This is a genomic window from Vogesella indigofera (assembly GCF_003633895.1).
In the GTDB taxonomy this organism is placed as follows: Bacteria; Pseudomonadota; Gammaproteobacteria; order Burkholderiales; family Chromobacteriaceae; genus Vogesella; species Vogesella indigofera.
Window position 1 is genome coordinate 232,437 of the sequence record NZ_RBID01000015.1, and the last position, 25,810, is coordinate 258,246.

At 65.1% G+C, this 25,810-nt stretch carries 16 protein-coding genes; 6 read left to right on the plus strand and 10 right to left on the minus strand.

The window, feature by feature from the left end; all coding sequences use genetic code 11:
- Nucleotides 1–5: 5 nt before the first annotated feature.
- Nucleotides 6–2,219, minus strand: coding sequence for an FUSC family protein (locus C8E02_RS11125; protein ID WP_120810824.1), 2,214 nt, complete (start codon nucleotides 2,217–2,219; stop codon nucleotides 6–8).
- A 202-nt stretch (nucleotides 2,220–2,421) separates the two neighbouring features.
- Nucleotides 2,422–5,820, minus strand: a complete 3,399-nt coding sequence (locus C8E02_RS11130) for an EAL domain-containing protein (protein WP_170152146.1) — start codon at nucleotides 5,818–5,820, stop codon at nucleotides 2,422–2,424.
- 185 nt (nucleotides 5,821–6,005) lie between these two features.
- On the opposite strand from C8E02_RS11130, the gene chrA reads away from it, so the two are divergent.
- On the plus strand, nucleotides 6,006–7,568 hold the full coding sequence (gene chrA / locus C8E02_RS11135; protein ID WP_245961129.1) for a chromate efflux transporter: 1,563 nt from the start codon (nucleotides 6,006–6,008) through the stop codon (nucleotides 7,566–7,568).
- A 153-nt stretch (nucleotides 7,569–7,721) separates the two neighbouring features.
- On the opposite strand, the gene C8E02_RS11140 is transcribed toward chrA, so the two are convergent.
- From C8E02_RS11140 to C8E02_RS17455, 4 genes are all read right to left on the minus strand, one after another.
- The gene (locus tag C8E02_RS11140; RefSeq protein WP_120810827.1) at nucleotides 7,722–8,099 is read right to left on the minus strand and encodes a YkvA family protein; all 378 of its coding nucleotides are present in this window, start codon (nucleotides 8,097–8,099) and stop codon (nucleotides 7,722–7,724) included.
- Between the two features lie 282 nt (nucleotides 8,100–8,381).
- Nucleotides 8,382–10,172 carry a PAS domain S-box protein gene (locus C8E02_RS11145; RefSeq protein ID WP_120810828.1) on the minus strand — a complete coding sequence of 597 codons (1,791 nt, stop codon included), beginning with the start codon at nucleotides 10,170–10,172 and terminating at the stop codon, nucleotides 8,382–8,384.
- Complete coding sequence (locus tag C8E02_RS17255) at nucleotides 10,133–10,594, minus strand: hypothetical protein (RefSeq protein WP_147424488.1); 462 nt, start codon at nucleotides 10,592–10,594, stop codon at nucleotides 10,133–10,135. Before C8E02_RS17255 ends, C8E02_RS11145 begins: the two co-directional genes overlap by 40 nt.
- Before the next feature lie 203 nt (nucleotides 10,595–10,797).
- Nucleotides 10,798–11,001: a hypothetical protein gene (locus tag C8E02_RS17455; protein ID WP_170152147.1), complete on the minus strand. Its 204-nt coding sequence runs from the start codon at nucleotides 10,999–11,001 to the stop codon at nucleotides 10,798–10,800.
- A gap of 101 nt (nucleotides 11,002–11,102) precedes the next feature.
- Here C8E02_RS17455 and C8E02_RS11150 point away from each other — a divergent pair, with 101 nt between their 5' ends.
- Together C8E02_RS11150 and C8E02_RS11155 are read left to right on the plus strand one after the other, a co-directional pair.
- Nucleotides 11,103–11,816 (plus strand): DsbC family protein, encoded by a 714-nt coding sequence (locus C8E02_RS11150; protein ID WP_245961130.1) that lies wholly within the window; start codon nucleotides 11,103–11,105, stop codon nucleotides 11,814–11,816.
- Between the two features lie 790 nt (nucleotides 11,817–12,606).
- A complete protein-coding gene (locus C8E02_RS11155) occupies nucleotides 12,607–14,409 on the plus strand; it encodes an NEW3 domain-containing protein (protein WP_120810829.1) in 1,803 nt (600 codons plus the stop codon).
- A 118-nt stretch (nucleotides 14,410–14,527) separates the two neighbouring features.
- Here the strand turns inward: C8E02_RS11155 and C8E02_RS11160 are convergent, their stop codons facing one another.
- The 3 genes from C8E02_RS11160 to ahpC form a co-directional block, all read right to left on the minus strand.
- A complete protein-coding gene (locus C8E02_RS11160) occupies nucleotides 14,528–16,342 on the minus strand; it encodes a hypothetical protein (protein ID WP_245961131.1) in 1,815 nt (604 codons plus the stop codon).
- 553 nt (nucleotides 16,343–16,895) lie between these two features.
- Entirely contained in the window at nucleotides 16,896–18,470 is a 1,575-nt protein-coding gene (gene ahpF / locus C8E02_RS11165; RefSeq protein ID WP_120810830.1) for an alkyl hydroperoxide reductase subunit F, read from the minus strand.
- Nucleotides 18,471–18,954: 484 nt separating this feature from the next.
- A complete protein-coding gene (gene ahpC, locus C8E02_RS11170) occupies nucleotides 18,955–19,518 on the minus strand; it encodes an alkyl hydroperoxide reductase subunit C (RefSeq protein WP_047965683.1) in 564 nt (187 codons plus the stop codon).
- Nucleotides 19,519–19,684: 166 nt separating this feature from the next.
- Between ahpC and C8E02_RS11175 the strand changes: the two genes are divergently transcribed.
- Entirely contained in the window at nucleotides 19,685–20,248 is a 564-nt protein-coding gene (locus tag C8E02_RS11175) for a lipocalin family protein (RefSeq protein WP_120810831.1), read from the plus strand.
- Nucleotides 20,249–20,276: 28 nt separating this feature from the next.
- Here C8E02_RS11175 and C8E02_RS17740 read toward each other — a convergent pair whose 3' ends face one another.
- Complete coding sequence (locus C8E02_RS17740) at nucleotides 20,277–21,593, minus strand: methyl-accepting chemotaxis protein (RefSeq protein ID WP_120810832.1); 1,317 nt, start codon at nucleotides 21,591–21,593, stop codon at nucleotides 20,277–20,279.
- 448 nt (nucleotides 21,594–22,041) lie between these two features.
- On the opposite strand from C8E02_RS17740, the gene C8E02_RS11185 reads away from it, so the two are divergent.
- Nucleotides 22,042–23,928, plus strand: coding sequence for a methyl-accepting chemotaxis protein (locus tag C8E02_RS11185; RefSeq protein WP_211329225.1), 1,887 nt, complete (start codon nucleotides 22,042–22,044; stop codon nucleotides 23,926–23,928).
- Between the two features lie 249 nt (nucleotides 23,929–24,177).
- The gene (locus C8E02_RS11190) at nucleotides 24,178–25,536 is read left to right on the plus strand and encodes an MBL fold metallo-hydrolase RNA specificity domain-containing protein (RefSeq protein WP_120810833.1); all 1,359 of its coding nucleotides are present in this window, start codon (nucleotides 24,178–24,180) and stop codon (nucleotides 25,534–25,536) included.
- Nucleotides 25,537–25,810: the final 274 nt, after the last annotated feature.

Below are 25,810 nucleotides of genomic sequence, written 5' to 3' on the forward strand. Positions count from 1 at the left end.
CAGCCTTATTCGGCCGCAGCCTGGCTTGCCGGTGTCGGGGTTGCCGGCGCCAGCACCTGATCGGCATCCTGCCGCAGCTGGCCGGCGAGGCGGGTCGCCAGCTCCAGCCGGCGCAGCAGCCACGGGCTGAGATCGCTCTCGAACGGATCGGGCAGCAGCACCGGCCCCGGCGCCGCTTCCGCCGCCTCCTCCACCGCGCCGCCGGCGTGCTGCAGCGTGCTGTCGATGGACTGCGCCGCCTGCTGCAGCGGCTGGCGGATCTGCTCCGGCTGCAGACGGTCGCGACGCAACAGCAGCATGCTCTTCACCGCCGTCAGCTGTGCCAGCAGCTGGTAACTGTGCGCCAGCAGCAAGCCCAGCGGCGCCAGCGGCGGCCGCACCGCACGCGGCTCGGCCAGCGAGCGCTGCGTCGCCTGCACCAGTGCCGACAGGCTGTCGTAGGCCTCGCGCCGCGCCAGGCGCCAAGCCAGCTCCGGCTCGTTGTCGATCGCCTGCAACTGGCCCAGTCCCAGCGCCACGCGGGCATGGCGTGCCTGCGCGCTGAGCGTGCGCGCCACCAGCGCCGGGATCTGGTGCCGCTCCCACGACGGCAGCACATAGCTGCACGCCCAGGCGATGGCAACACCGAGCAGGGTATCGGCAATGCGCTCCGGCACGCCGAACACCGGGCTGGCGCCGGCATGCAGCATATGGGCCTGCAGCAGGCCGAGCACGGTGGCGGCCACCGCCGTCACCAGATAGCGGCGCACGGCAAAGGCATGGGCGAAAGCCTGTGCCAGCGTGACCGCCAGCAGCAACAGCCACGTCGACGGCTGCAGCGCCAGCAGTGCGCCGGCAATCACGCAACCGAGCAGGGTGCCGGCGACACGGCTGTTACGCCGCTCCAGCGTCTGCGCCAGGCTGCCGCGCAGCACCACCACGATGGTCAGCAGGATCCAGTAGTCGTGCGCCACCCACGGCAGCACCTGCGCCAGCGCGTAGGCGGCGCCGACGGCCAGCGCGGCGCGGATGGCGTGGCGCAGCGGCGGCGCATCCCAGCGCCACAGCCCGGCGAACGGCCGCAACGACCACGCGGTGGGGCTGACGAACAGTTGCCAGCTGGCGCGTACCCCGGTCAGATCCGGCGCCTGCTCGCCGCGCGCCAGCGCCACCAGCCGCACCACCTCGTCGTTGATGTTGCCGACACGGTTGGCCAGCCCGCGCGCCAGCATCGCCGCCGACGGCGCCTGCGACTCGGCGGCCGCTTCCGCCTCTGCCCAGTGCAGCGTGGCCAGCAGCGGCCGCAGGCTGGCGACCGGCGACGGCGTGCGCCCGTACAGCAGCTTGTCGGCCAGCTGCGCGATGTCTGCGGCCAACGTTTGCAACACCTCGTGCAGCACGCCCAGCACCGGTGCGTGGCCGGGGCGGGATTTCAGCGCGTCCAGATCCAGCTCGCAAGCCAGCAGGTGATCGCGCATTTCCAGCACCTGCAGCAACATCGCCGCCAGCTGCTGCCGCCGTGGCGTGCGCGGCGACTCCAGCAGGATGTTGCGCGCGCTCTGCAGCTGGTCGGTCAGCGCCGCCTGCTCGCGCAGCAGGCGGCCGATCAACGGCGCCCGGCGCCGCTCGTCACTGTCCGGCGGCAGGAATTGCTGCGCCTGCAGCTGCATCAGCTCCGCCAGCGCCAGCAGGGTGTCGGCCAGCAGCAGCACCCGGTAGCGGCCATTCAGCAAGGCATTGGCCAGCGTCGCCCACAGCAGGTACAGGCCGGCGCCGAGCGCGAAGTGCAGGCTGCTGGCCAGCACCGGCGCGGTGCCGTCGTGCGCCGGCATCGCCATCGCGAACAGCATCGCGAACATGATCGAGACCGACAGCGGAATGCCGCGCTTGCCCCACGCGGCGGCGAGAAAGGCGATGAAGGTGGCCGGCAGCAACAGCAAGCCCAGCTGCAGCGTATCGCCGTGCAGCAAGCGCGTGCCGAGGAACAGCGGCAGGCCGAGCAGCGCCGCCGGCAGCAGTTGCCGCAACTTGCCGCGCCGCGGCGCCGGCTGGTCCGGCGGAATGCACACCACCACGCCGACCGAGGCCGCCGCCGCGGCCAGGGCGCCCAGCCACAGGTGCACCGCGGCGGAGATCAGCAGCAGCCCCAGCGCCGCCGACAGGCCGTTGGCGACGTGGTGGCTAAGCGCCACGCGCAGGGCGAGGCGGGGATGCGGCGGGGCAAAGGCAAATCTCGGCATGGCGTAATCAACCCGGAAAATTGGGATGGACAATGCGCCGGCGGCCTACGCCGGCACTCAAAAGCGCTTCAATGTCGGCGGCGACGGATGGCAATGGGGCGATACAGCGTTGGAAACGCCTTCGACACGCTGGTTTACCGTCAGCTCAACGCCACCTCAGCCATGTTTGCCTTGTCACGCGTGAGCGACGGTGAACAGGCGCTCAGGAGGCTTCGGTGAGCGCGCGCCAGGCGGCATCGCTCTGCCACTGCCGGCACCAGTGCGGGAAGGCGTCGGCGGCCAGCGGCCGCGCAATGCCGTAGCCCTGCACCAGCCGGCAGCCGAGCCGGCGTAGCACCGCGCCGTGCTGCAGCGTTTCCACCCCTTCGGCGATCACCTGCCGCTCGAACACCGTCGCCAGCTGGATCACGCCTTCGACGATACCCAGATCGTCGGCATCGGTGAGCATGTCGCGCACGAAGCTCTGGTCGATCTTGAGGGTGTCGACCGGCAGCTTGCGCAGATAGGTCAGCGACGAATAGCCGGTGCCGAAGTCATCCAGCGCAAAGTGCACGCCCAGCTGACGGCAGCGCTGCAGGATGGCGACCGCCTGCTCCATGTCGGCGATGGCCGCCGTCTCCAGCACCTCCAGCTCCAGGTGCGCCGGCGGCACATTGCCGTGGCGGTGCAGCGCACGCGCCAGATCGGCATAGAAGGTCGGCGCCAGCAGGTAGCCGGCGCTGACATTGACGCTGACGCGCATCACCAGCCCGGCGTCGTGCCACGCCGACGCCTGCGCCAGCGCGGTGTTGATCACCCACTCGTCGACCACGTTTTCCAGCTCGCTGCCGTGCAGCAGCGGCAGGAATGCGTCCGGCGCCAGCAGGCCGCGCTCGGGGTGGCGCCAGCGGATCAGCGCCTCGGCGCCGATGATGTCGCCGTTCTCCAGGTCCACCTTCGGCTGGTAGTAGAGCACGAACTCGCCGTTGTCCAGCGCGTGGCGCAGCAGCTCCAGCTCCTTGCGGTGCGCCTGCGCCTTGCGGTCGCTTTCCGGGTCGAACATCTGGTAGCGGTTCTTGCCGGCATCCTTGGCCAGGTACATCGCCTGGTCGGCATGGCGCAGCAGGGTATCGGCGTCGGCATTGTCCTGCGGATAGAGGCTGACGCCGATGCTGGCCGAGGCACGCACCACCGCATCGCCAAGGCAGACTTCCTGCTGGATCGCCGCCAGCAACCGCTCCAGCACCTGCGCGCACTCCTCCGTACCCGCCACGTCCACCAGCAGTACCACGAATTCGTCGCCGCCCAGCCGCGCCAGGGTGTCGTCGGCGCGCAGCACCGCTTTCAGGTTGTCGGTGACGCCGATCAGCAGCTGGTCGCCGGCGGCATGGCCGTACTGGTCGTTGATCGCCTTGAAGCCGTCAAGGTCGAGGAAGCACACGGCGCAGGATTTGCCGCTGCGCGCGGTGTGCCGGATCGCCTGCCCCAGCCTGTCCGACAGCAGGCGCCGGTTCGGCAGGCCGGTCAGCGGGTCGAAGTGGGCGATGCGCTCCAGCTCGGCCTCGTGCGCCTTCAGCTGGCTGATGTCGGAGAAAATGCCGACGTAGTGACGCACCTGGCCCAGCTCGTCGCGCACCACCGAGATGGACAGCAGCTCGGGATAGCAGTCACCGTTCCGGCGCCGGTTCCAGATTTCGCCGCGCCAGAAATCATGCTGCCGCACCGAATCCCACATCTCGCGGTAAAAGGCGGCGTCGTGCTGGCCGGACGACAGCAGCTTCGGCGACTGCCCGACCGCCTCGTCCGCGCGGTAGCCGGTAATGCGCGAGAAGGCGGCGTTGACCTTGGTGATCTGCCCGGCTGGGCTGACCACCATGATGCCCTCGTAGCTGCTGTCGAACACCACCGCCGCCTCTTTCAGCGCCAGCTCGAACAGCTTGCGCTCGGTGATGTCGGTATGGGTGCCGGACATCATCAGCGGCAGGCCGTGCGCGTCCCACGACACGATGCGGCCGCGCGACAGCATCCAGCGCCAGGCGCCGGATTTGCACAGGCAGCGGATTTCCACCTCGTGGCTGGGCGCCGCGCCGGACAGATGGCGCTGGATGGAGTCGATCGCCCGCGGCAGGTCTTCCGGATGCACGTAATCCGGCCAGCGCTCGACGGTGATCGCCATTTCTCCCGGCGTGTAGCCGAGCATGGTTTCCCAGCGCGCGCTGACCTCGAACGCATTGGTTTGCAGGTTCCAGTCCCAGTAGCCCTGGTCGGAGCCGTCGATCACCCGCGCCAGCTGCTGCTCGCGCTCCTGCAGCGCCAGCTCGGCGCGCATTTTCTCGGTGAGGTCGCGGCCGAAGATCATGTAGCGGCCATCCTGCATGCGGCCGGTGGTCAGCTCGACGGTGAGCGGATGGCCGTCGGCATGGCGCAGCTGCCATTCGCGGCGCAGGAAGGCGGCGGCCTGCAGCTGCTGCAGGTGCGCCGGCAGCTCGGCCTGGCTCTCGGCTGCCAGGATCTCGACAAAGTGCAGCTGCTCCAGCAGTGGCAGCGGGTGGCCGCTCAGGCGGCAGGCGGCCGGGTTGGCAAACAGGAAGCGGCCGTCGGCCGCGGTCACCCAGATCGCATCGCTGGCCTCGTTCAGCACATAGCGCAGCTCGTCGTCAATGCGCTTGCGCTCGGTAATGTCGCGCGAGATGCCGAACAGGCCGTTGATGCGGCCGTTGCCATCGAACATCGGCCCCTTGGTGACCAGGAACACCATCGCCTTGCCGTCCGGCAGCGTCAGCCGCTCTTCGGCGGTCTGCACCGCGCCGGCGGCCATGATGTCGCGGTCCTTGCTCATCAGCGCCTGCGCCGAAGCGGCATCGAACACCTCACGGTCGTCGCGGCCGAGGATATCGTGCACCGGCTTGCCGACAAAGGCGGCGGCGGCGGCATTGACCAGCAGGTAGCGGCCCTGCTCGTCCTTGACGAACACCGCGTCGGTGGTGCCGGACACCACCGCATCCAGCAGGCGGCGGTTGACCTCCTGCTTGGCCAGCGACTGGCGCAGCAAGGCGCTGAGCAGGCTGACGCCGATGCCGTTGAGCACCAGCGATGCCCACTGCAGCTGCACGTAGGGTGATGAGGCCGTACTGTGGAAGTGCGGCTCGGCCGCCAGATCGGTGGCCAGCGCGGCGAGCGCGGTGGCAAACAGCCCCGGCCCGAGGCCGCCGAGCAGCGCGCACAGCACGATCGGCAGCATGAACAGGATCAGCATCGGCTGCACGGCGAAATCGACCGGGATGTTGAGGCGCAGCAGCATGACCGCAGCGGTGATCACCACCGCGAACACATACAGCAGCCAGTGCGGCCGCCGCTCGCGGTCGATGCTGAGCGTCAGGCTGCCGAGCAGCGATTCGCGCTGCGTCGCATCGAACGGCGGCACCGCGCGCAGCAGGAAAAAGAACACCGCCGCGGTGGCGATGACGAAGAGCACGCCCTTGGCGGTCGACAGCCAGGTCAGCGCGCCGGCATCGGCAAACAGCAGCAGCAGACGGTCGGACAACAGGATCCACAACAGCCCGCACACGACGTAGCTGGTGATCGACAGCAGGATAAAACGATTACGGGGATGACCTGTCATGCCACATTGATCCTTGATTGACGCCGCGATGGCACACCGGCGAGGGGGACAGGTGCAACGGTCGCGGCGGCGGCGCGCCAGTACCCGCGCACCGGCCAGCCGCCTACCTTGCCGCATGTTACCCGAAGCGGTGGCCGGCCATGCAGCCGGCCGCGCCCGGGCGTGGCTTTTATACAGCATAGATAATGGTGCCGCCTTCGCCCATCGCCGCCACCGGCACGCTGGCCAGCGGCGGGCGGCGGCGTTTCGGGGCGGCGCCAAACGCGTTAAGCTGGCAGGCCGTTGCCGGCGACCGCCTGCGCCATCCGTGCAGTACCGCCGGCCGACGCACCGTGCGGCCAACGTTGGCCGCACGCCGCGCCTGTCACCCACGACCATCCACCGCCATGACACCACCCGACACCGCCACCAGGCTCGCGCCTGCCGATCCCCCCGCCCCCGTCAGCCTTTGGCAGGCCTTCCGTTTCTGGCTGAAGCTGGGGCTGATCAGCTTTGGCGGCCCGGCCGGGCAGATCGCCATCATGCACCAGGAGCTGGTGGAGAAGCGACGCTGGCTGTCCGAGCGCCGTTTCCTGCACGCGCTGAACTACTGCATGCTGCTGCCCGGCCCGGAGGCGCAGCAGCTGGCCACCTACATCGGCTGGCTGATGCACCGCAGCGTGGGCGGCATCATCGCCGGCGCCCTGTTCGTGCTGCCGTCGCTGTTGATCCTGATCCTGCTGTCGTGGCTGTACGTTGCCTTTGGCGAGGTGCCGCTGGTGGCCGGCCTGTTCTACGGCATCAAGCCGGCAGTCACCGCCATCGTGCTGCAGGCTGCGCACCGCATCGGCCTGCGCGCGCTGCGCCACCGGCTGCTGTGGGGCATCGCGGCGGCGTCCTTTGTCGCCATCTTCGTGCTGCGGCTGCCGTTCCCGCTGATCGTGGCCGCGGCCGCGCTGGCCGGCCATGTCGGCGGCCGTCTGGTACCGGCCGCCTTCCACGGCGCGGCTGGCCACGCCGGCGGCGGCCAATCGTTCGGTGCCGCACTGATCGACGACGACACGCCGTCACCACCGCACGCGCGCTTTTGCTGGCGCCGGCTGGGACTGGTGCTGGCGGTGGGCGCGCTGCTGTGGCTGCTGCCGATGGCGCTGCTGACGCTGACGTACGGTTGGCCGCACACGCTGCCGCAGATGGGCTGGTTCTTCAGCAAGGCGGCGTTGCTGACCTTCGGCGGCGCCTACGCGGTGCTGCCCTACGTCTATCAGGGCGCGGTGGAGCACTTCGGCTGGCTGACGGCGACGCAGATGATCGACGGCTTGGCGCTGGGCGAAACCACGCCGGGGCCGCTGATCATGGTGGTGGCCTTCGTCGGTTTTGTCGGCGCCTACGGCCAGGCGCTGTTCGGGCCGGAGGCGCTGTTTGCCGCCGGGGCCGTCGCCGCCTGCGTGGTGACCTGGTTCACCTTCCTGCCCTCCTTCCTGTTCATCCTTGCCGGCGGACCGCTGGTGGAAGCCACCCATGGCGACCTCAAGTTCACCGCGCCGCTGACCGCGATCACCGCCGCCGTGGTTGGCGTGATCCTCAACCTGGCGCTGTTCTTCGGCTACCACGTGCTGTGGCCGCACGGCTTTTCCGGCGGCCTCGACTGGCCGTCACTGCTGATTGCGCTGCTGGCGGCAGTGGCACTGTTCCGCTTCAAGCGCAACGTGATCCACGTCATCGCCGGCTGCGCCGTGCTCGGGCTGGCGCTGAAAATACTGCTGTAAGCGCGTGCTCACAGCCTCAGCAGCTCACGCGAGACAAGGCGACAACGGCCTAGGCGTTTAGCAGTGCTAACGGCACATGTCTGACTGGTACTTGACGCCGTATCGCGCCATTGAGATCGAGTCGCCACCGAGGGTAAAGCGGCGCCAAGGCGCTCAGCGCGGCCAGCAATACCACGCCAGCGCCAGCGCGCTGCCCAGCCACAGGCCGGCGATCACCACCGCCGCGCGGCGGCTGCGCGGCCGCGTCAGCAGCTGTGCCGCCTGTTCGCGACAGGCGGCCAGCACCGCCGGCGGCAGGCAGCGCAGCACCAGCAGCAGGCCGAGTGGCAGCAGCAGCAAGTCATCGACATAACCGAGCAGCGGCACGAAATCGGGGATCAGGTCGATCGGGCTCAGCGCGTAGGCGGCCACCAGCAAGGCCAGCAGACGCAGCCAGCGCGGTGTAGCCGGATGGCGCGCGGCAAAGTAGACGGTGACGACATCGCGCTTGAGTTGATGCGCCCAGCGCCGGGCGGTGGCAAGCAAGGACATGGCGGCTCCAAAGGTTGGCCGCAAGCATGCTCCGGCCCGCCACCATCATGCCGCGACCGCCGGCACTTGTCAGGCGCGCGAGTGTGGGCGGCGAGGTTCGGGCGGCCCCGATACCGGGCGTGCCTGCCGCCCTGGCAAGCTCGCCAGCGGCGCACGGCGCGCGCGACCCTGTGCGGCCAGACCACGCAGCGGCAGCAAAATCGTCGGCGGTGCGCGGCACGCCAATGACAACGCCGACCGTCGGCAGACGGTCGGCGTGCAGGACAGGAAACAACCGGCGCGCTAGCCGGACAGGCGCTGCAGCGAATTGGCCAGCTCGCTGATGCGCTGCTTGGTTTCATCCACCAGGCCGTTGATCTCCTTGGCCGAGGACGACGAGCGCGAGGCCAGCTTGCGCACCTCGTCCGCCACCACGGCAAAGCCGCGCCCGGCCTCGCCGGCCCGCGCCGCCTCGATCGCCGCGTTCAGCGACAGCAGATTGGTCTGCGCCGCGATCTCGTCGATCACCGACACGATCTGGCCGATCTGGTTGCTGGAGGCCAGCACCGCGTTCATCGCACCGTCGGTGGTGTCACGGCTCTCGTGCTCGCCCTGCACATTCTTCACGAACGCGGTATAGGCAATGCGTCCTTCCAGCCGGATCTTGGACAGCGACAGCATGCCCCACACCTTGCTGCCGTCCTTGCGCTCGATGGACACCTCGCGGCTGGTGCCGACGATCTTGTCCTGGCCGCTGCTGCGGTTGGCGTTGACCAGATGGTCGTGATTGCTCTGGATCGCCTGCGGCACCAGCATCTTCACGTTGTGGCCGATCACCTCGCGGCGCTCGTAGCCCCACAGCCGCTCCGCCGCCGCGTTGAAAAAGGTGACCAGATTGTTCTCGTCGATGGCGACCACCGCGTCCAGCGCCTGCTCCAGCGTCTGGTTCATCATCTCGCGCGCCTCGCGCTCGCGGGTCACGTCCTTGACGAAGGCGGTATAGCTGATGCGATCGCCGCAGCGCACCCGCGACAGCGACAGGCTGCCCCACACCTTGCTGCCGTCCTTGCGCTCGATGCAGACCTCGCGGCTGGTGCCGACGATCTTGTCGACGCCGGTGCGGCGGTTGGCGTTGACCAGCTCGTCGTGCTGCGACTGGATCATCTGCGGCACCAGCATCTTCACGTTGTGGCCGAGCACCTCCCGCCGCTCGTAGCCCCACAGCCGCTCCGCCGCCGCGTTGAAGAAGGTGACGTTGTTGTCCGGATCGATGCTGACCACCGCGTCCAGCGCCTGCTCCAGCGTCTGGTTCAGCGCCTCGCGCACCTGGCGCTCCTTGGTGATGTCCTTGACGAAGGCGGTGTAGGTGATGCGGCCCTCGATCTCCACCTTGGACAGCGACAGGTTGCCCCACAGCTGGGTGCCGTCCTTGCGGAAGACCGGCACGTCGCGGCTGGTGCCGACGATCTTGTCCTGGCCGGTGTGGCGGTTGGCGTTGACGTAGCCGTCGTGGCTGCCCTGGATGTCCTTGGGCACCAGCATCTTGATGTTCTGCCCCAGCACCTCGCTGCGCGCGTAACCCCACAGCCGCTCGGCCGCGGCATTGAAAAAGGTGATCAGGTTGTGCTCGTCGATGCTGACCACCGCGTCCAGCGCCTGCTCCAGCGTCTGCCGGATGCTTTCGCGCGCCGTGTGTTCGGTGGTGATGTCGCGCACAAAGGCGGTATAGGTGATCGACTTGCCCTGCTGCACCTTGGACAGCGACAGGCTGCCCCACACCTTGCCGCCGTCCTTGCGCTCGATCAGCACCTCGCGGCTGCTGCCGACGATCTTGTCGACGCCGGTTTCGCGGTTGGCGTTCACCAGCCGGTCGTGATCGTGGCGGATCAGCTGCGGCACCAGCAGCTTCACGTTCTGGCCCAGCACCTCCAGCGCGCTGTAGCCCCACAGCCGTTCGGCGGCGGGGTTGAAATAGGTAATATTGTTATTGTCATCAATACTGACCACGGCATCGACGGCCTGGTCCAGTATCTGCCGCGTGGTGTCACCCAGATTCAGGCGCAGCAAACGCGCAATTGACTGACGGCTTCCCATGGCTCACTTCCCCTTATGATCGCTTTGTAATCAGCCGCAATCGCCAATCCGCCGCCTCCCCGGCCCGGACCGCCACCACCGCATTGCTGCAAACTCAAATTGATCTTAGTGGCCAGCTCATGAAAATCAAATAATTTATTGATGTTAAAAATACCAACAACACGCAATAAGCAATAAAGTTTTCTACAAAGAAAATAACCCGTATTTAACGCCTTACGCAGAGCGCATTTCAGCCATGTCCGCAGCGGGTGAGCCCGGTCCCCATCCGGCAGACAATGGCCGCCGCCATAGCTCGGCACGACCGGCCGATACCGCGCAGCGACAAGCCTGGCCTGCCCCGTAGCGGTGCCAGCGGCAGCACCGGCAAGGTGCACGCCACGGCCAGTCAGCGCGGCGGATTGCACCGTTTTGTACGACGCCATTCAGCAAAAATCCGCGCGCTGATTTTAAATTTCATGACATGTTAAAAACTTGAAGCAGCATCATGACGCCTTGCCAGCGCGGCGAAGGCTTGACCGGCAAACGGTGCGCCAAGGTGAATGAGCACGGCAACATGGCATTGAAGCAGTATTACTATTGAAATACTGTTCAATTAAAAACAATGATCACCATGCCGGCATCAGCATCACGCTTTACCAGCCGTCGGCCAGCCCACCGCGGCTCGCCGCGGCGACAAGGTTGGCCGCAAGCCGGCACTGCAACCGGCCACCACTGCACGGCGAACATCATTGACCGAGCGGTAACCGAGAATGGCCGCGCGACCGCCGTGCCAGCGCATTGCGGTGATGCCGATAAAAACCCGCCATGACAAACAATCACCATAAAACATGAATCTTCCCATTAAGAATGATGAATAGTCGGCAGCGAAACCCAATCTGAACTATATCGGATTGATCTTTTCTGCATTTATCGGCCATCGGGAGATTCATCATGGGAATACTGCTGCGCAGTTCACTGCTGATTACCGCCTTGCTGTCGGCACTGGCGGTGGCGGACGAGCAATCGGTGAAACGCTCATTCGAAGAACGCTTCCCCGGCGCAGAGGTGTCCTCGGTGAAAAAGGAGGCGCTGACCGGCTTGTACGAGGTATATGCCATCGGCCAGTTATTCTATGTCGATGAAAAGGTCAGCTACGCGATCCAGGGCAATCTGATCAATGCCCAGACCCGGCAAAGCCTGAGCGCCGAGCGCATGAAAGTGCTGTCCGAGATCAGCTTCAACAAGCTGCCTTTCGAACAGGCGATCAAGATCGTCAGGGGCAACGGCAAGCGCCAGGTCGCCGTGTTCGAGGACCCGGATTGCCCGTTCTGCAAGCAGCTGGAACGCGAGCTGCAGAAGGTCAACGATGTCACCATCTACGTGTTCCTGTACCCCATCGAACAGCTGCACCCCGGTGCCACGCTGAAGTCGCGCAAGATCTGGTGCGCACCGGACCGCGCCAAGGCCTGGCTGGCCTCGGTGCACGACAACACCGTGCCGGAGGGCAGCGGCGAGTGCGACACCCCGATCACCAATCTGGCCAAACTGGCGCGCACCCACCGCATCACCGGCACGCCGACGCTGATCTTCGCCAATAACGAGCGCGTTGCCGGCGCCATCCCGGCGGCACGAATAGAGCAGCTACTGGGCAACACCACGCCCTGAGCCGGCATCGCCGACAAGCCCCACAGCACGACTGCAGTCTGGTACCGGCTAACCGCGACCGCGGCTAGTCCGGCGCACCACACCCTCCCGCCGGCACGATGTCCCGGGGCGCCGTTGACAGCGCCACCGTCGTCACCACCGCACGACCGAGCGGCTTGGCGCGCGCACCCGCATTTCCTTCTCCGCACCGCCAACGTTGGCCGCAGACCCGCTGCCGCCGCGCCACACTCCCTGCCCCGTTCCGCTCCCGCCTCCTGCCCCGCCGCAAGCACGCTGCGCGCCGCTGTCGTCCTGGCATCACCCTTCCAAGTTTACATTTAATCTATTTAGGGTTATTTATTGCCACCAAGCAATGTATATTGCTTATGAATTAATAAACATCATCTTGAATAAATAAAATATCGGAATGATTAACATAATTTTGTTTAATATAAAATAAACAACCCACCATGACAAAACCAAAAAACAACAATAAAAACAATCACATTTCCATATTTAAGCAATTGCTTTTTGGCAATATTGCCATTGCCTGTTTCTTGTGTATAGTTCGCTCTTCAATATTAAGTAAATTCTCGGAATATTCATCACCCGCCGCCTAGAGCAGCAGTTAACCGGTGCACAGCTGCACACACGCCACAAAACACTTTTAAGCAGACGCTGATACTAATAAAACCGCATCAATGAAAACATTTAGTCTGTTTTCAGAAAATGTGCCTTCTACGAGTACGGTCATGAGTGGTGTAGGCAGTTGCGGGGGATGGGCTTTTCTTTTGATGATGAGAGGAATGTCATGCTTCAACGCGCAATGCGTGCCTGCGGCCAACGTTTCGGCCTGCCGACGATGTTGCCGGGCGCCTGCTTGCTGCTTCTGCTGCTTGCGGCACCAGGTATCACCCTGGCGTCAGGCAAGACAACACCGGCCCTGCCAGCCAGCGTGGCCGCCAAGCCAATCCAGCTTGAAGGCGAGCTGGAGCTGTGGACCGAAGATGACTTCAAGAACAAGAAGAGCCACTCGCGGCAGTTCCTGAAGACCGAAGCGGGGCAACGCTACGAGCTTAAATTCAAGACAAAACAGCCGCAGCATGAGCCGGGCAGCAAGGTACGGGTACAGGGCACGCTGAGCGGCAACAGCCTGATGCTGGAAACCGGTGGCGACACCAGCTACCAGTACCTGGCGGCACCGGCGACGGGGATCAATGCCCTGGGGGTGCAAAGCACCGCGGTGCTGCTGGTCAACTTCCAGGATCAGCCCGCCAACAAGCCCTGGACGCCTGAGCAGTGGCACAGCTTCGTGTTCGGCAGCGCCAGCGGCTCCGTCAACAGTTTCTACCTGGAAAACTCTTACCAGCAGACCTCGTTCAGCGGCAAGGTATTCGGCTGGTACACGCTGCCGCTCAACAGCACCGATACCTGCAACAGCGACAACATCGCCAGCGCCGCCAAGGCGGCGGCCAGTGCCGCCGGGGTTGATCTCTCCGGCTACGCCCGCGTTGTGTATGCGTTCCCCAATACCAGCAGCTGCAGCTGGGGCGGCCTGTCCTCGGTGGGCAGCATTCCCTCGCAGTCCTTCATCAACGGCACCATGTCGCTGAGTGTGGTCGGGCACGAGCTGGGCCACGCTCTCGGCTTGTGGCATTCGCACGGCCTGGACTGCGATGTCAGCGCCACCGGCAACAGCTGCACCTATGTCGAATATGGTGACCGCGTCGATATCATGGGATGGCAAACGGGACATCTGAATGCCTTCCAGAAGGAAAGGCTGGGCTGGTTGAACTACAGCGCCTCTCCTGCCATTACCACGGTACAGAGCAGCGGCAGCTATGTGATCGAGCCGATCGAGACGGGCGGCAGCAATGCCAAGGGGCTGAAGATTCTCAAGAGTACCGACCCGGTCACCGGCGCCAAGACCTGGTATTACCTGGAATACCGCCAGCCGATCGGGGTTGACTACTATTTCAGCACCAACAGCATTTATCAGCCGGGCAATATCTTTGCGGGGGTGTGGGTACGCACCGGCACGGATGGTGCCGCGTCGAGCAGCTACGCGCTGGACATGACGCCGGGCAGTCTTTCCTACTCCGCCACTGCCGATCTGGCCGACCCGGCCCTGGTGATCGGACAAAGCTATACCGACACCAGCGCAGGCGTGACCATCACCCCGACCTGGGCCAACAGCGGCGGCATCGGCGTGGATGTCACGTTTGCCAAGAGCACCTGCACCCGCGCCAATCCGTCGCTGGTGATGTCGTCGCCAGGCAGCACGGTCGTGGCTGGCACCGCGGTGACCTACACCGTCGCGGTCACCAATAACGACAGCAGCAGCTGCAGCGCCGCCAGCTTCAGCCTGCAAGGCAGCCTGCCCAGCGGCTGGAGCGGCAGCTGGAAAAACGCCAGCCTGAGCCTCGCCGCCGGCAGCAGCGCATCGACCACCCTGACGGTCACATCGCCAGGCTCGGCACTGGCCGGGAGCTACAGCATCGGAGCCAAGGCCAGCAACAGCAGCGCCACCACATACAGTGGCAGCGGCGCGTCAAGCTACGTGATCGGCAGCAGCACGACCACCACGACCAGGGCCAAGGGGCGCAGCAAGTAAGCGCAGGGGACGGTGCCCGTGGTGCCGACGCCAGATGAAAAGGGCGATGGATCTTGCGATCCATCGCCCTGGCTTTTCCCGATGCTCAGGAAAGGCGGTTTACTGCAGCCACTGCCGGTCAGTCACTGGTGTCAGTGACATCCGGAATACCATCAAGATCGGTATCGCACAGGTAGCAGGTGGCATTCACCGGACCTGCGGTGAAGGTGCCATTGATGCTGCCCTCGCCCGTTACACTCACGCCATCGGTGAACGCGGCGCTGGACGGCGGGTTGACCAGATCGGCATTGGTCGGGTTGTAACTACCCAGGAAGCAGGCAGTCTCGTTTGGTGCCAGTACCAGATCCGACTTGGCGACCCCGGTGATGCAATCAACCTGGTTCAGCGTGCTGACCTTGGTATCGACCGGAGTCGTGATGGTCACCGACTGGTTGGAAGTGCTCGGGTTGCTCACCTCAACCCTGACATCGGTTTGCAGCGCCAGCAGACCATTGGTACCGGCCACCAGTTGCATCCCTTTGCAGACCTTGGTGATATCCAGATCCGCCGTCACTGTCGCCTGGCAAGCGCTCGCGCTGACGGCACTGACGACCGCATCCTTCGTGATATCGCTCTGCCCCGGAGCCGAACCGGCCGCAGCATGGATAGCATTCTGGAAGCTGTTCAGGCTGCCGATACACGAAATGCCGACGGTTACGCTCGCTCCCGGAGCCAGGCTGCTGGCCACTTTCACCGGCGTGCCGGTAATGAGCTCGGTGCCGTTGACATTCTGATCGCCAGTGTTGCTGGTGATGGTGCAGCTGGTTTCGCCGGTATTGGCAAAGTTGAAGCTCTCGTTAATGGTTACGTCATAGACGGTTCCGGTTGGGCTGGAGTTGGTGACCGTGGCCGTAAACGGACTGGTAAAGGTGGCAAAGTCACTATTCACGGTTGCCTGGGTACAAGCTTTGGCCGCGCCAATACTGCAGTTGGAGAAATCACCCAGCGCAAAGTCGAAGATGGTGGCACCGAGCGAGGTCGACGAACGGGTATCGGCCAGATAGCGGTTGAAGCATCCGGAGATACCGACCGCAGTCAGGTCAATGCCGCCTTCGAAGAACATGCCGATATCCAGATCCTTGCTGCTGGTGTAGGCAGGGCCGCTAGGATTGGAGGTCTTGCTTTTTACCAGCCAAGGCACATCGGCATTGGCGCCATCGCCGTTGAGCACGGCAGTGTTGACCCTGGCACAAACGTTAAAAGCATCGCCGTTGCACTCGCCACCAGAGGCGATCGGTGACGTGCCAAGCGAACCATTCGCGCCGCCGTTCCAGCGGTAGGCCTTGATCTCGCTGACGCGGCCACCATTGGTAAATTCGGACACGATCAATACGTCGCCATCAGTGTGATTGCCGACGAATGAGGTTGTGCCGCTACCGGCAGGGCAGCTGACATCCGGGTCCTTGAGGAACCAGAAACCGACATCCTTGGTACCGTCATTGGAGGCCACATCCAGAGCAAAGTAGACAATCAGGTGATTGTTTGGATTGATGTAGGCAACCGCGTAGGCATTGTTGATATCAGTCTTGTCATTGACGTTGTTGGTCTTCTTGCACTGCCAGCCCGGGGTGATGTTCAGGGTATCCTTACTCCCGGTAGCGAACAGGCTGTTGTCGTTGCTGGTGGCCGGAAAAAAGTCAACGACGAAGGTTGGCGAACTGAAGCCGCTAGGCAGCGACGCTTTCGGGGTGGCGCCGACAGCAGGGAGATTGCTGTCAAAGACATCACTCCAGTCCGGCTTCTCTTGGGTGCCGCCCTTCATGTCGCCGTCAAGTTGGAAATAGGTTGCCGGGTTATCTGCTAAGGCGAACGGCGTGATGCCCATGCCCATGACGCCCAGACAGCACAGGGCGAAGGCGGACAGCGCCTTTCTTAGCTTGGTTAATGAGAACATTTTGTGCCTCCATTAGATCGCAATGTAGAGGCGGTTCCTGCCAAGGAATCGCACGCGTGATTCCCACCTCATGGCACGTGCCGATAACGTTCACACCGCATGGCTTCTTGCATGGAGGCGATTGCGCCAGCAAGCGCCGGCACCACCGCCAAAGCTCTATCGGTACTACACCTCGTCCTGACAATCCCAGACCGTGATGAAAGCCCTCCTCCCTGATGCCGGCTGGGTTTGCTACGCTTCATCGTAGGTTACAGTAAAAACAGATTCAAGCAACTGTTGAAAATATAACATCAGGAAAGCTGGCAGGAAAATCAGTATTGATCAGCATTTTTGCGGCAGAAATCACCACGCGGAACGACGAAAAAGACAGTTGTGACTAGCGGCGGGCGCCACGAGCTGACCGCCGCGGCGGCTGGCCAGCCGCACGCGGGGTGCGCAATGCAGTATAGGCCGCGGTACGAGCGCCGGCACACGACAAAAAGCCCCGCATCATCCGATACGGGGCTTGCATCTGGGATGCCAAGGTTGGCCGCAGGCTGCGGCCAACCTTGACTCAGCTGGCGGACACGCCGCTGCGAATCAGGTGATCGAAGGCGCCGAGCGCGGCCTTGGCGCCCTCGCCCATGGCGATGATGATCTGCTTGTACGGCACGTCGGTCACGTCACCGGCGGCGAACACGCCGGGCACGGTGGTGTCCTGATGGCGGCCAACCAGGATCTCGCCACGGCTGGACAGCTCGACGCTGCCGCGCAGCCAGTCGGTGTTCGGCAGCAGGCCGATCTGCACGAAGATGCCCTCCAGTTCGATGTGGCGCGCCTCGCCGCTGACGCGATCGGTATAGGACAGGCCATTTACCTTGCTGCCGTCGCCGGTGACTTCGGTCGTCTGCGCCTGCAGGATGATGGTCACGTTGGGCAGGCTGCGCAATTTGTTCTGCAGCACCGCGTCGGCCCGCATCGCATCGCCGAATTCCAGCAGCGTCACGTGCGACACGATGCCCGCCAGATCGATGGCCGCTTCCACGCCGGAGTTGCCGCCGCCAATCACCGCCACGCGCTTGCCCTTGAACAGCGGGCCGTCGCAGTGCGGGCAGTAGGCCACGCCCTTGTTGCGGTAGGCCTGTTCGCCCGGCACGTTCATTTCACGCCAACGGGCGCCGGTGGCGATGATCACGGTCTTGGCCTTCAGCGTGGCGCCGCTTTGCAGCTGGATTTCGGTGAGGCCGCTGGCACTTTCACTGGCCGCCACCAGCTTGCTGGCGCGCTGCAGGTTCATCACGTCCACGTCGTATTCCTTGACGTGCTGTTCCAGCGCCATCGCCAGTTTCGGGCCTTCGGTTTCCTGCACCGAGATGAAGTTCTCGATGCTCATGGTGTCCAGCACCTGGCCGCCGAAACGCTCCGCCACCACGCCGGTGCGGATGCCCTTGCGGGCGGTGTAGATGGCCGCCGCGGCACCGGCCGGGCCACCGCCGACCACCAGTACGTCGAAGGCGTCTTTCTGGTCGATGTTGGCCGCATCGCGGGCGGCGGCGCCGGTGTCCAGCTTGGCGACGATTTCTTCCAGCCCCATGCGGCCCTGGCCGAACACTTCACCATTCAGGTACACGGTGGGCACCGACATGATCTGGCGGGCGTTCACCTCGTCCTGGAACAGCGCGCCGTCGATCATGGTGTGGCGGATGCCGGGGTTCAGCACCGCCATCAGGTTCAGCGCCTGCACCACGTCCGGGCAGTTCTGGCACGACAGCGAGATATAGGTCTCGAAGGTGTATTCGCCGCTCAGGTCTTTCACCTGCTGGATCAGCGCCTGGCCGGCCTTGGACGGATGGCCGCCCACCTGCAGCAGCGCCAGCACCAGCGAGGTGAACTCGTGGCCCATCGGCACGCCGGCAAACTGCACGCGGCTGGCGGCATCGCCGTTGCGGCCAACAGTGAACGACGGCTGGCGCGCATCGTTACCGTCATAACGGGCGCTGACCTTGTCGGACAGCGTGGCGATGTCGGCGATCAGGCCGCGTACTTCCTCGTCTTTCGGACCGTTGCCCAGCGAGGCCACCAGCTCGATCGGGTGCTGCAGGTTGGTCAGGTAAGCTTGCAGTTGCGTCTTGATATTGTTGTCCAGCATGGTGTGCTCCTTGGTGTACGGGTACCCGGGAAAGCGGCCTCTACGAGCCGCTAACAACACCCCTGATCCTGCGTTGCGCCTCCTTGCCGTACGACGTGTACTGTCTGCGTCGGCGCGCCTTGGCTCAGGTTCTCTGCGAGGTGTTGTTCGTGGCGCTAAGGTTGGCCGCAAGCCGTTTTCCGGGGCACCCGGCAATGAATGTCGGGTGTTGGGGAGTGTTTCTCCCACCTTGTTTCCGTCGATGATTCGGTCCGAGAGCGCGAAGGCCAGCCAGCGGGGGCGCAGACAGTACATGGCGTACGGCAAGCCCCCGCGCCACGCCGCCGACAAAGCTATCTGGCCGAAGGGCGGCGAAAACGCAGCAAAGCGTCACGAGTGCCTGTCAGTGCGGTGCGGCCGCAGCGCAGGCACCGGAATGTACGTTGAGTACATGAGGATGCCGAGCAGCGCCCAAGCCGCAATCACGGGCACGCAGCAGCTTTGCTTAGATCTTGCCTACCAGGTCCAGCGACGGTGCCAGCGTGGCATCGCCTTCTTTCCACTTGGCCGGGCACACTTCGCCCGGGTGCGCCGCCACGTACTGGGCCGCCTTGATTTTGCGCAGCAGTTCGGAGGCATCGCGGCCGACGCCGCCGGCGCTGATTTCCACGATCTGGATCTTGCCTTCCGGATCGATCACGAAGGTGCCGCGATCGGCCAGACCGGCTTCCTCGATCAGCACGCCGAAGTTGCGCGAGATCAGGTGCGTCGGGTCGGCCAGCATCGGATACTGGATCTTCTTGATGGTGTCGGAGGTGTCGTGCCACGCTTTGTGGGTAAAGTGGGTGTCGGTGGACACCGAGTAGATTTCCACGCCCATATCACGGAACTGCGGATACAGGTCAGCCAGGTCGCCCAGTTCGGTCGGGCACACGAAGGTGAAGTCGGCCGGGTAGAAGAACACCACCGACCACTTGCCCAGCAGCGTCTGGTCAGTCACGTCGATAAACTGGCCGTTGTGGAAGGCTTTGCTGGCAAACGGTTTGATCTGGCTGTTGATGATGGACATGCTTCGCTCCTTGAATGGGTTAGTCGTTGTCGACGGATGGATCATGCCGCATTACGATAGCCAATTCCAATTGAATGTCTTTTTCAGATAGTTTTATTTTCTTTATCACGCCATTGCCGCGCCCAACATCGGTCGCGCGGCTGGCCAGCCCGCCGGGAACCCGCCCATGAAAAAGACCCTTGTTACCGCCCTGCTGTGTCTTGCCACCCTGCCGGCCTGCGCCAGCCCGCAGCCGGCGGGCATTGCCGGCGACGGCCGCCTGCAAACCATTGCCGCGCTGGATGTGCCGCGCTACATGGGCACCTGGTACGAGATCGCCCGCTTTCCCAACTGGTTTCAGCAAAAGTGCGTCGCCAATGCCAGCGCCCGTTACCGGCTGCAGGCGGACGGCACGGTGACGGTGGACAATCGCTGCCGGCTGGCCAATGGCGACATCAGCAGCGCCAGCGGCAGCGCGCGGCAAATCGGCGGCGCCAGCTCGCCAAAGCTGCAGGTGCGCTTCGCGCCGGCCTGGCTGTCATGGTTGCCGTGGGTGTGGGGGGATTACTGGGTGATCGATCTGGACGAGGACTACCAGCTGGTCGCCGTCAGCGAGCCGAAGCGCGACTACCTGTGGGTGCTGGCGCGCAGCCGCAGCGTGGCGCCGGCCGCCTACGCCGCGCTGCTGGCCCGGCTGCGGCAGCAGGGCTTTGACACCGGCAAGCTGCAGCGCACGCCGCAGCTCGACTGAACGGCCGCCGCGGCGGCGCGGCGCCGGCTCACGACTTGAGGTAGGTAAAGCGGCCGATGGCTTCCACCACCGCGTGGGCGCCGTCGCGGATCTGCGCGATGGTGCTGCCGGCGCGCTGCGTCAGCGTCACACTGTGCTGCGCCTGTTGCAGGATCTGCGCCATGCTTTGCACCGCACTGCCGGTCTGTTGCTGGATGTCGCCGACCATGGCGGCAATCTCGGTGGTCGACGCGGTGGTGCGCTCGGCCAGCTTGCGCACCTCGTCGGCCACCACCGCGAAGCCGCGCCCGGTCTCGCCGGCCCGCGCCGCCTCGATCGCCGCGTTCAGCGCCAAGAGGTTGGTCTGGTCGGCGATGTCCTTGATGGTCTGCACGATGGAGGTGATCTGCAGCGAGCGCGCGCCCAGCTGCTGCACCGTGTGGCTGGCCGCCTCGATGCTGCCGGCCATCTGCCGGATCTCCTCCACGCTCTGGCTGATGCCGGCCACGCCGCTGTCCGACCAGTCCAGCGTCTGCCGTGACGAGCTGTAGGCAAACTGGGCGCTGTCGCGCTCCTGCTGCACCTGCTCGACGCGGGCGCTGATGTCGGTGGCGAACTTGATCACGCTGACCACCTGCTGGTTTTCGTCCAGCACCGGGTTGTAGCTGGCCTCCAGCCACACCGTGCGGCCGTCGTGGTGGCGGCGCCGGATCTGGCCGGCGAAGAACTCGCCGCGGCGCAGGCGCTGCCACAGCTGCTCGTACTCGGCGCTGTCGCCGAACTCGCGCTCGCACAGCAGGCGGTGATGCTGGCCGCGCAGCTGCTCCAGGCGGTAGCCCATGGTGCGCAGGAAGTTGTCGTTGGCGCCGACGATGGTCCCGTCGGGGCGGAATTCGATGGTCGCCATCGCGCGATCCAGCGCCTGCAGCACCGAGCGGTTGTGCGCCGCCTCGCGCACGCGGGCGGTGATGTCGGTTGCAAACTTCACATAGCCGCTGATGTGGCCGGCGGCGTCGACAACCGGGCTGTACGTCGCCTCCAGCCACACCACCCCGCCTGCGGCGGTAACGCGCTGCACCTTGCCCTGGAACGGCTCACCGCGCTGCAACCGCGCCCAGAACTGCGCGTAATCACGGCTGGCGACATCGTCGCTGGCACAGAACAGGCTGTGCGGCTGGCCGAGAATATCGCCGAGCTGGCGGTAACCCAGCGTGTCCAGAAAGTTCTGGTTGGCCGCCACCACCCTGCGCTCTGCATCGAAATGGACGCTGGCAAAGGAACGCTCCAGCGCGCTGGCAATCGCCTGCTGGGTGCGCAGCTGCTGTTGCAGCTCGCCGATCTGCTGTTTGAGCCGGGTATTGAACATGGCGTTTTCTCGTGGTGGCGAACGGGTTATCGTAATTTTGTATAGTTATTGTATTGTACAAATTACTTATTTACAAAAAATTGTAGTCGTTTGATTACGCATCGCAGCGACACAACTCGCTAGCGTGACTTATCGAGATGGCCAGTTATTACACACATACCGCTGAGAGCCGCGCTGGCACTGATGCTGCGCCTTGCGGCCACCCCTGGCACGCGCGGCGACGCGGTCTGCACACCGGCCACCGGCGTGGCAATCCTGCCAATGCGGCAGCGGCGCGACTGAGGGTGGCGGCAGCTGTTATAGATTGTTATCATCGCGCGCGCTGATTTATCACAAAGATTCATAAAATAAAGTGCGAACGCGGCACCCCCAACACACCCCACCCGACCCCGGCAACGCCAGGCGGCCAGCAGAGTCGCCGCGTTGCCCCGTTATCAGAGGAATACCCATGTCGTTAAAACAGCGACTCCTGTTTTTTGTCGCCATCCTGCTGGCGATTGCCATCGCGGTGCTGTCCGCCCTTGCCTACCAGCGCATGCGCAGCGAGATCATCCACGGCGTGCAGCAGGAGCTGGACGCCGCCATCGCCGGCAACAGTGAGGCACTCGGCCGCTGGCTGGCCCAGCGCCGCGACGCCATCCAGGCGACGGCCAACCGCCTCGGCGATGTCGATGCCAGCGCGCCGTACCCGTTCCTGCAACAGGGCAAGGACGCCGGTGGTTTCGACCAGACCTTTGCCGGCTATACCGACAAGGCGATGCGCTACCACACGCCTGACAAGCTGCCGGCCGACGGCTACGACCCGACCGCGCGGCCGTGGTACCAGCTGGCCAGCGCGCAAAAAGGCGTTGCCATCACCGCGCCCTACGTGTTCAGCAGCACGCAGAAGCTGGGCGTGACCGTGGCCAGCCCGATCCTGCGCGGCGGCGCGCAACTCGGCGTGGTCGGCGGCGACATCGCGCTGGACGGGCTGACCGCGGTGGTAAAGGCGATCAAGCTGCGCGGCGACGGTTACGCTTTTCTGGTCACGCGCGACGGCAAGATCGTCAGCCACCCGGCGGCCGATTCCACCCTCAAGCCGGTGGCCGAGGTGATGCCGGGCTTTGACGCCGCGCTGGTCAGCGCCGCCGGCAACAGCCCGACGCTGCATGAAGTGGAGATCGACGGCCGCAGCCACTACGCCGAGGTAGCCAGCATCGCCGGCAGCGACTGGGTGCTGGGCACGGTGGTGGAGAAGGACGTGATGCTGGCCCCGCTGAACCAGCTGCTGCTGACGCTGGTGCTGGCCGGGCTGCTGGTGGCGGTAGCCGGCATCGTGCTGGCCAACTTCGCCCTCACCCGCCTGCTGGCCAGCCTGGTGCGGCTGCGCGATGCGTTGCTGGATGTCGCCAGCGGCGACGGCGACCTGACCCACCAGCTGAGCGTGGACAAGCAGGACGAGATCGGCCAGACCGCCGAGGCGTTCAACCGCTTCATCCGCAGCCTGCGGCAGATGTTCCTGGAAGTGCGCGAGCACTCGGTGTCGCTCAACGGCGGCATCGACGCGCTGAACGGCATCACCCGCCAGCTGGCCAGCGATTCGCAGCAGCAGGCCGACGCCTCCAGCGCCACCGCCGCCACCATCGAACAGATCACCGTCAGCATCAACCACATCGCCGGCAACGCCACCTCGGCGGAAGAGGTGGTGGTGCAGACCGGGCAGACCTCGCGCCAATCGGCGCAGGCGGTGGGCGAGCTGGCCGGCGGCATCGAGCGCATCGCCGGCCAGGTCGGCCAGCTGGCCACCACCCTCGGCGCGCTGGGGCAGCGCTCGGCGCAGATGGACCAGATCATCAACGTGATCAAGGACATCGCCGACCAGACCAACCTGCTGGCGCTGAACGCGGCGATCGAGGCGGCGCGCGCCGGCGAGACCGGACGCGGCTTCGCGGTGGTGGCCGACGAGGTGCGCAAGCTGGCCGAGCGCACCGGCAAGGCCACGGTGGAGATCGGCGCGCTGATCGATGCCACCCACCACGACGTGGAATCGGCGCTGGGCGACATGGAGCACACCCGTGAATCGGTACAGCACGGGGTCAGCGCCTCGCGCCAGGTCGCCGGGCAGATGGCCGGCATCGAGGACGAGGTGTCGCGCGTGGTGCTGACCATCCGCGACATCGCCGACGCCACCCGCGAGCAGTCGATCGCCACCACCGACATGGCCCGCGCGGCGGAGACCGCCAACCACATGGCGATCGAAACCGACCAGGCGGTGCAAAGCGCCACCCGCACCGTGAACGAGCTGCACCAGTTGTCCAACCACCTGCACGACATGGTGGCGCGCTTCCGCCTCTGAGCGGTGTTTGCGCCATGACAAGGTTGGCCGCAGCGTCCGCGCTGCGGCCAACCTTTTTGTTTGTTCCCCTCACCGCGGCCGGCACCGGCGCCGCTCCTGCCCATCGGCCCCGGAACCGCCGGCCGGTGCCTGCCCTCGCAAATCGGCGCCACCACGCGCGGCAACTCACTATATATAAGAGAGAACTGCCGCGCCGTCCCCACTGCGCGACGCCCTGCCACCAGCGCCCCAGCGGCACAGGAAACGCTCATGCACCTCACCTTTCTCGGCGCCGCCGGCACCGTCACCGGCAGCAAGTACCTGCTGGAATGCGGCGGCCGCAAGATCCTGCTCGACTGCGGCCTGTTCCAGGGCTACAAGCAGCTGCGGCTGCGCAACTGGGCCGGGTTGCCGTTCGCCCCGGCCGACCTCGACGCGGTGGTGCTCAGCCACGCCCACCTCGACCACAGCGGCTACCTGCCGGCGCTGGTGCGCGACGGCTTTCGCGGCCCGGTATACGCCACCGAAGCCAGCTGCGAGCTGGCGGCGATCCTGCTACCCGACAGCGGCTACCTGCTGGAAGAGGAAGCCGAATACGCCAACCGCCGCGGCTACTCCAAGCACCAGCCGGCACTGCCGCTGTACACCGAGGCCGACGCCGAACGCGCACTGGCCTACCTGCGGCCGCTGCCGTTCAACCAGCGCCGCGAAATCTTCCCCGACATCCAGCTGCTGCTGCGCCCGGCCGGCCACATCCTCGGCGCCGCCACCGTCACCATCGAGGCCGAAGGCAAGACCCTGGTCTGCTCCGGCGACCTCGGCCGCCAGCACGATCCGATCATGCTGCCGCCGCAACCGGTGCCGCACGCCGACTACCTGCTGGTGGAATCCACCTACGGCGACCGTAGCCACCCCGCCACCGCGGTGGCCGATGTGCTGGCCGAGGTCATCAACCGCACCATCGGCCGCCACGGCATCACCGTGATCCCGTCCTTTGCCGTCGCCCGCGCCCAGCTGCTGATGTACTACATCTACAAGCTGAAACAGAGCGGCCGCATCCCGCAAAAACTGCCGGTGTACATCAACAGCCCGATGGCCAGCGACGTCACCGCGCTGTACCAGCAGTTCCGCCAACTGCACAAGCTGTCGGAAAGCGAGTGCGAAGGCATGTGCCGCGTCGCCCACATCGTGCGCTCGGTCGACGAATCCAAGCGCCTGAACCAGACCAAAGAGCCGGCTATCATCATCGCCGCCAGCGGCATGGCCACCGGCGGCCGGGTGCTGCACCACCTGAAGGCGTTCGCGCCCAATCCGCGCAACACGCTGCTGTTTTCCGGCTTCCAAGCCGGCGGCACCCGCGGCGCGCTGATCGTGGCCGGCGCCGACTCGGTACGGATCCACGGCCAGGACGTGCCGATCAATGCCGAAGTGGTGGCGCTGGACCACCTGTCCGCCCACGCCGACAGCAACGAGATCCTGCAGTGGCTGACAGGCTTCAGCAGCGCACCGCAACAGGTATTCGTGATCCACGGCGAACCGGCCGCCGCCGACGCACTGCGCCGCCGCATCAGCCTGGAGCTGCACTGGCACGCGACGGTGCCGGAACACCAGCAGCGCGTTGCGTTGTAGCGGCACCGGGCGCGGCGGCGGCGAGATGCCGTTTGTCGGTGCCGCTTAGCGCCGCTAACAACACCTCGCAGCGCACCCGAGCCAAGGCGCGCCGACGCAGACAGTACAAGTCGTACGGCAAGGAGGCGCAACGCAGGATCAGGAGTTTGGTCAGCGGCTCTTAGCACCTGTTCAAAGTCTCGCGCGCTCACGCGAGACAAGGCGAAAACGACTGAGGAAGCGGAGTTTACATGGGGTAAATGAGCATTCCGAAGTCGTTTTCAACGCCGTATCG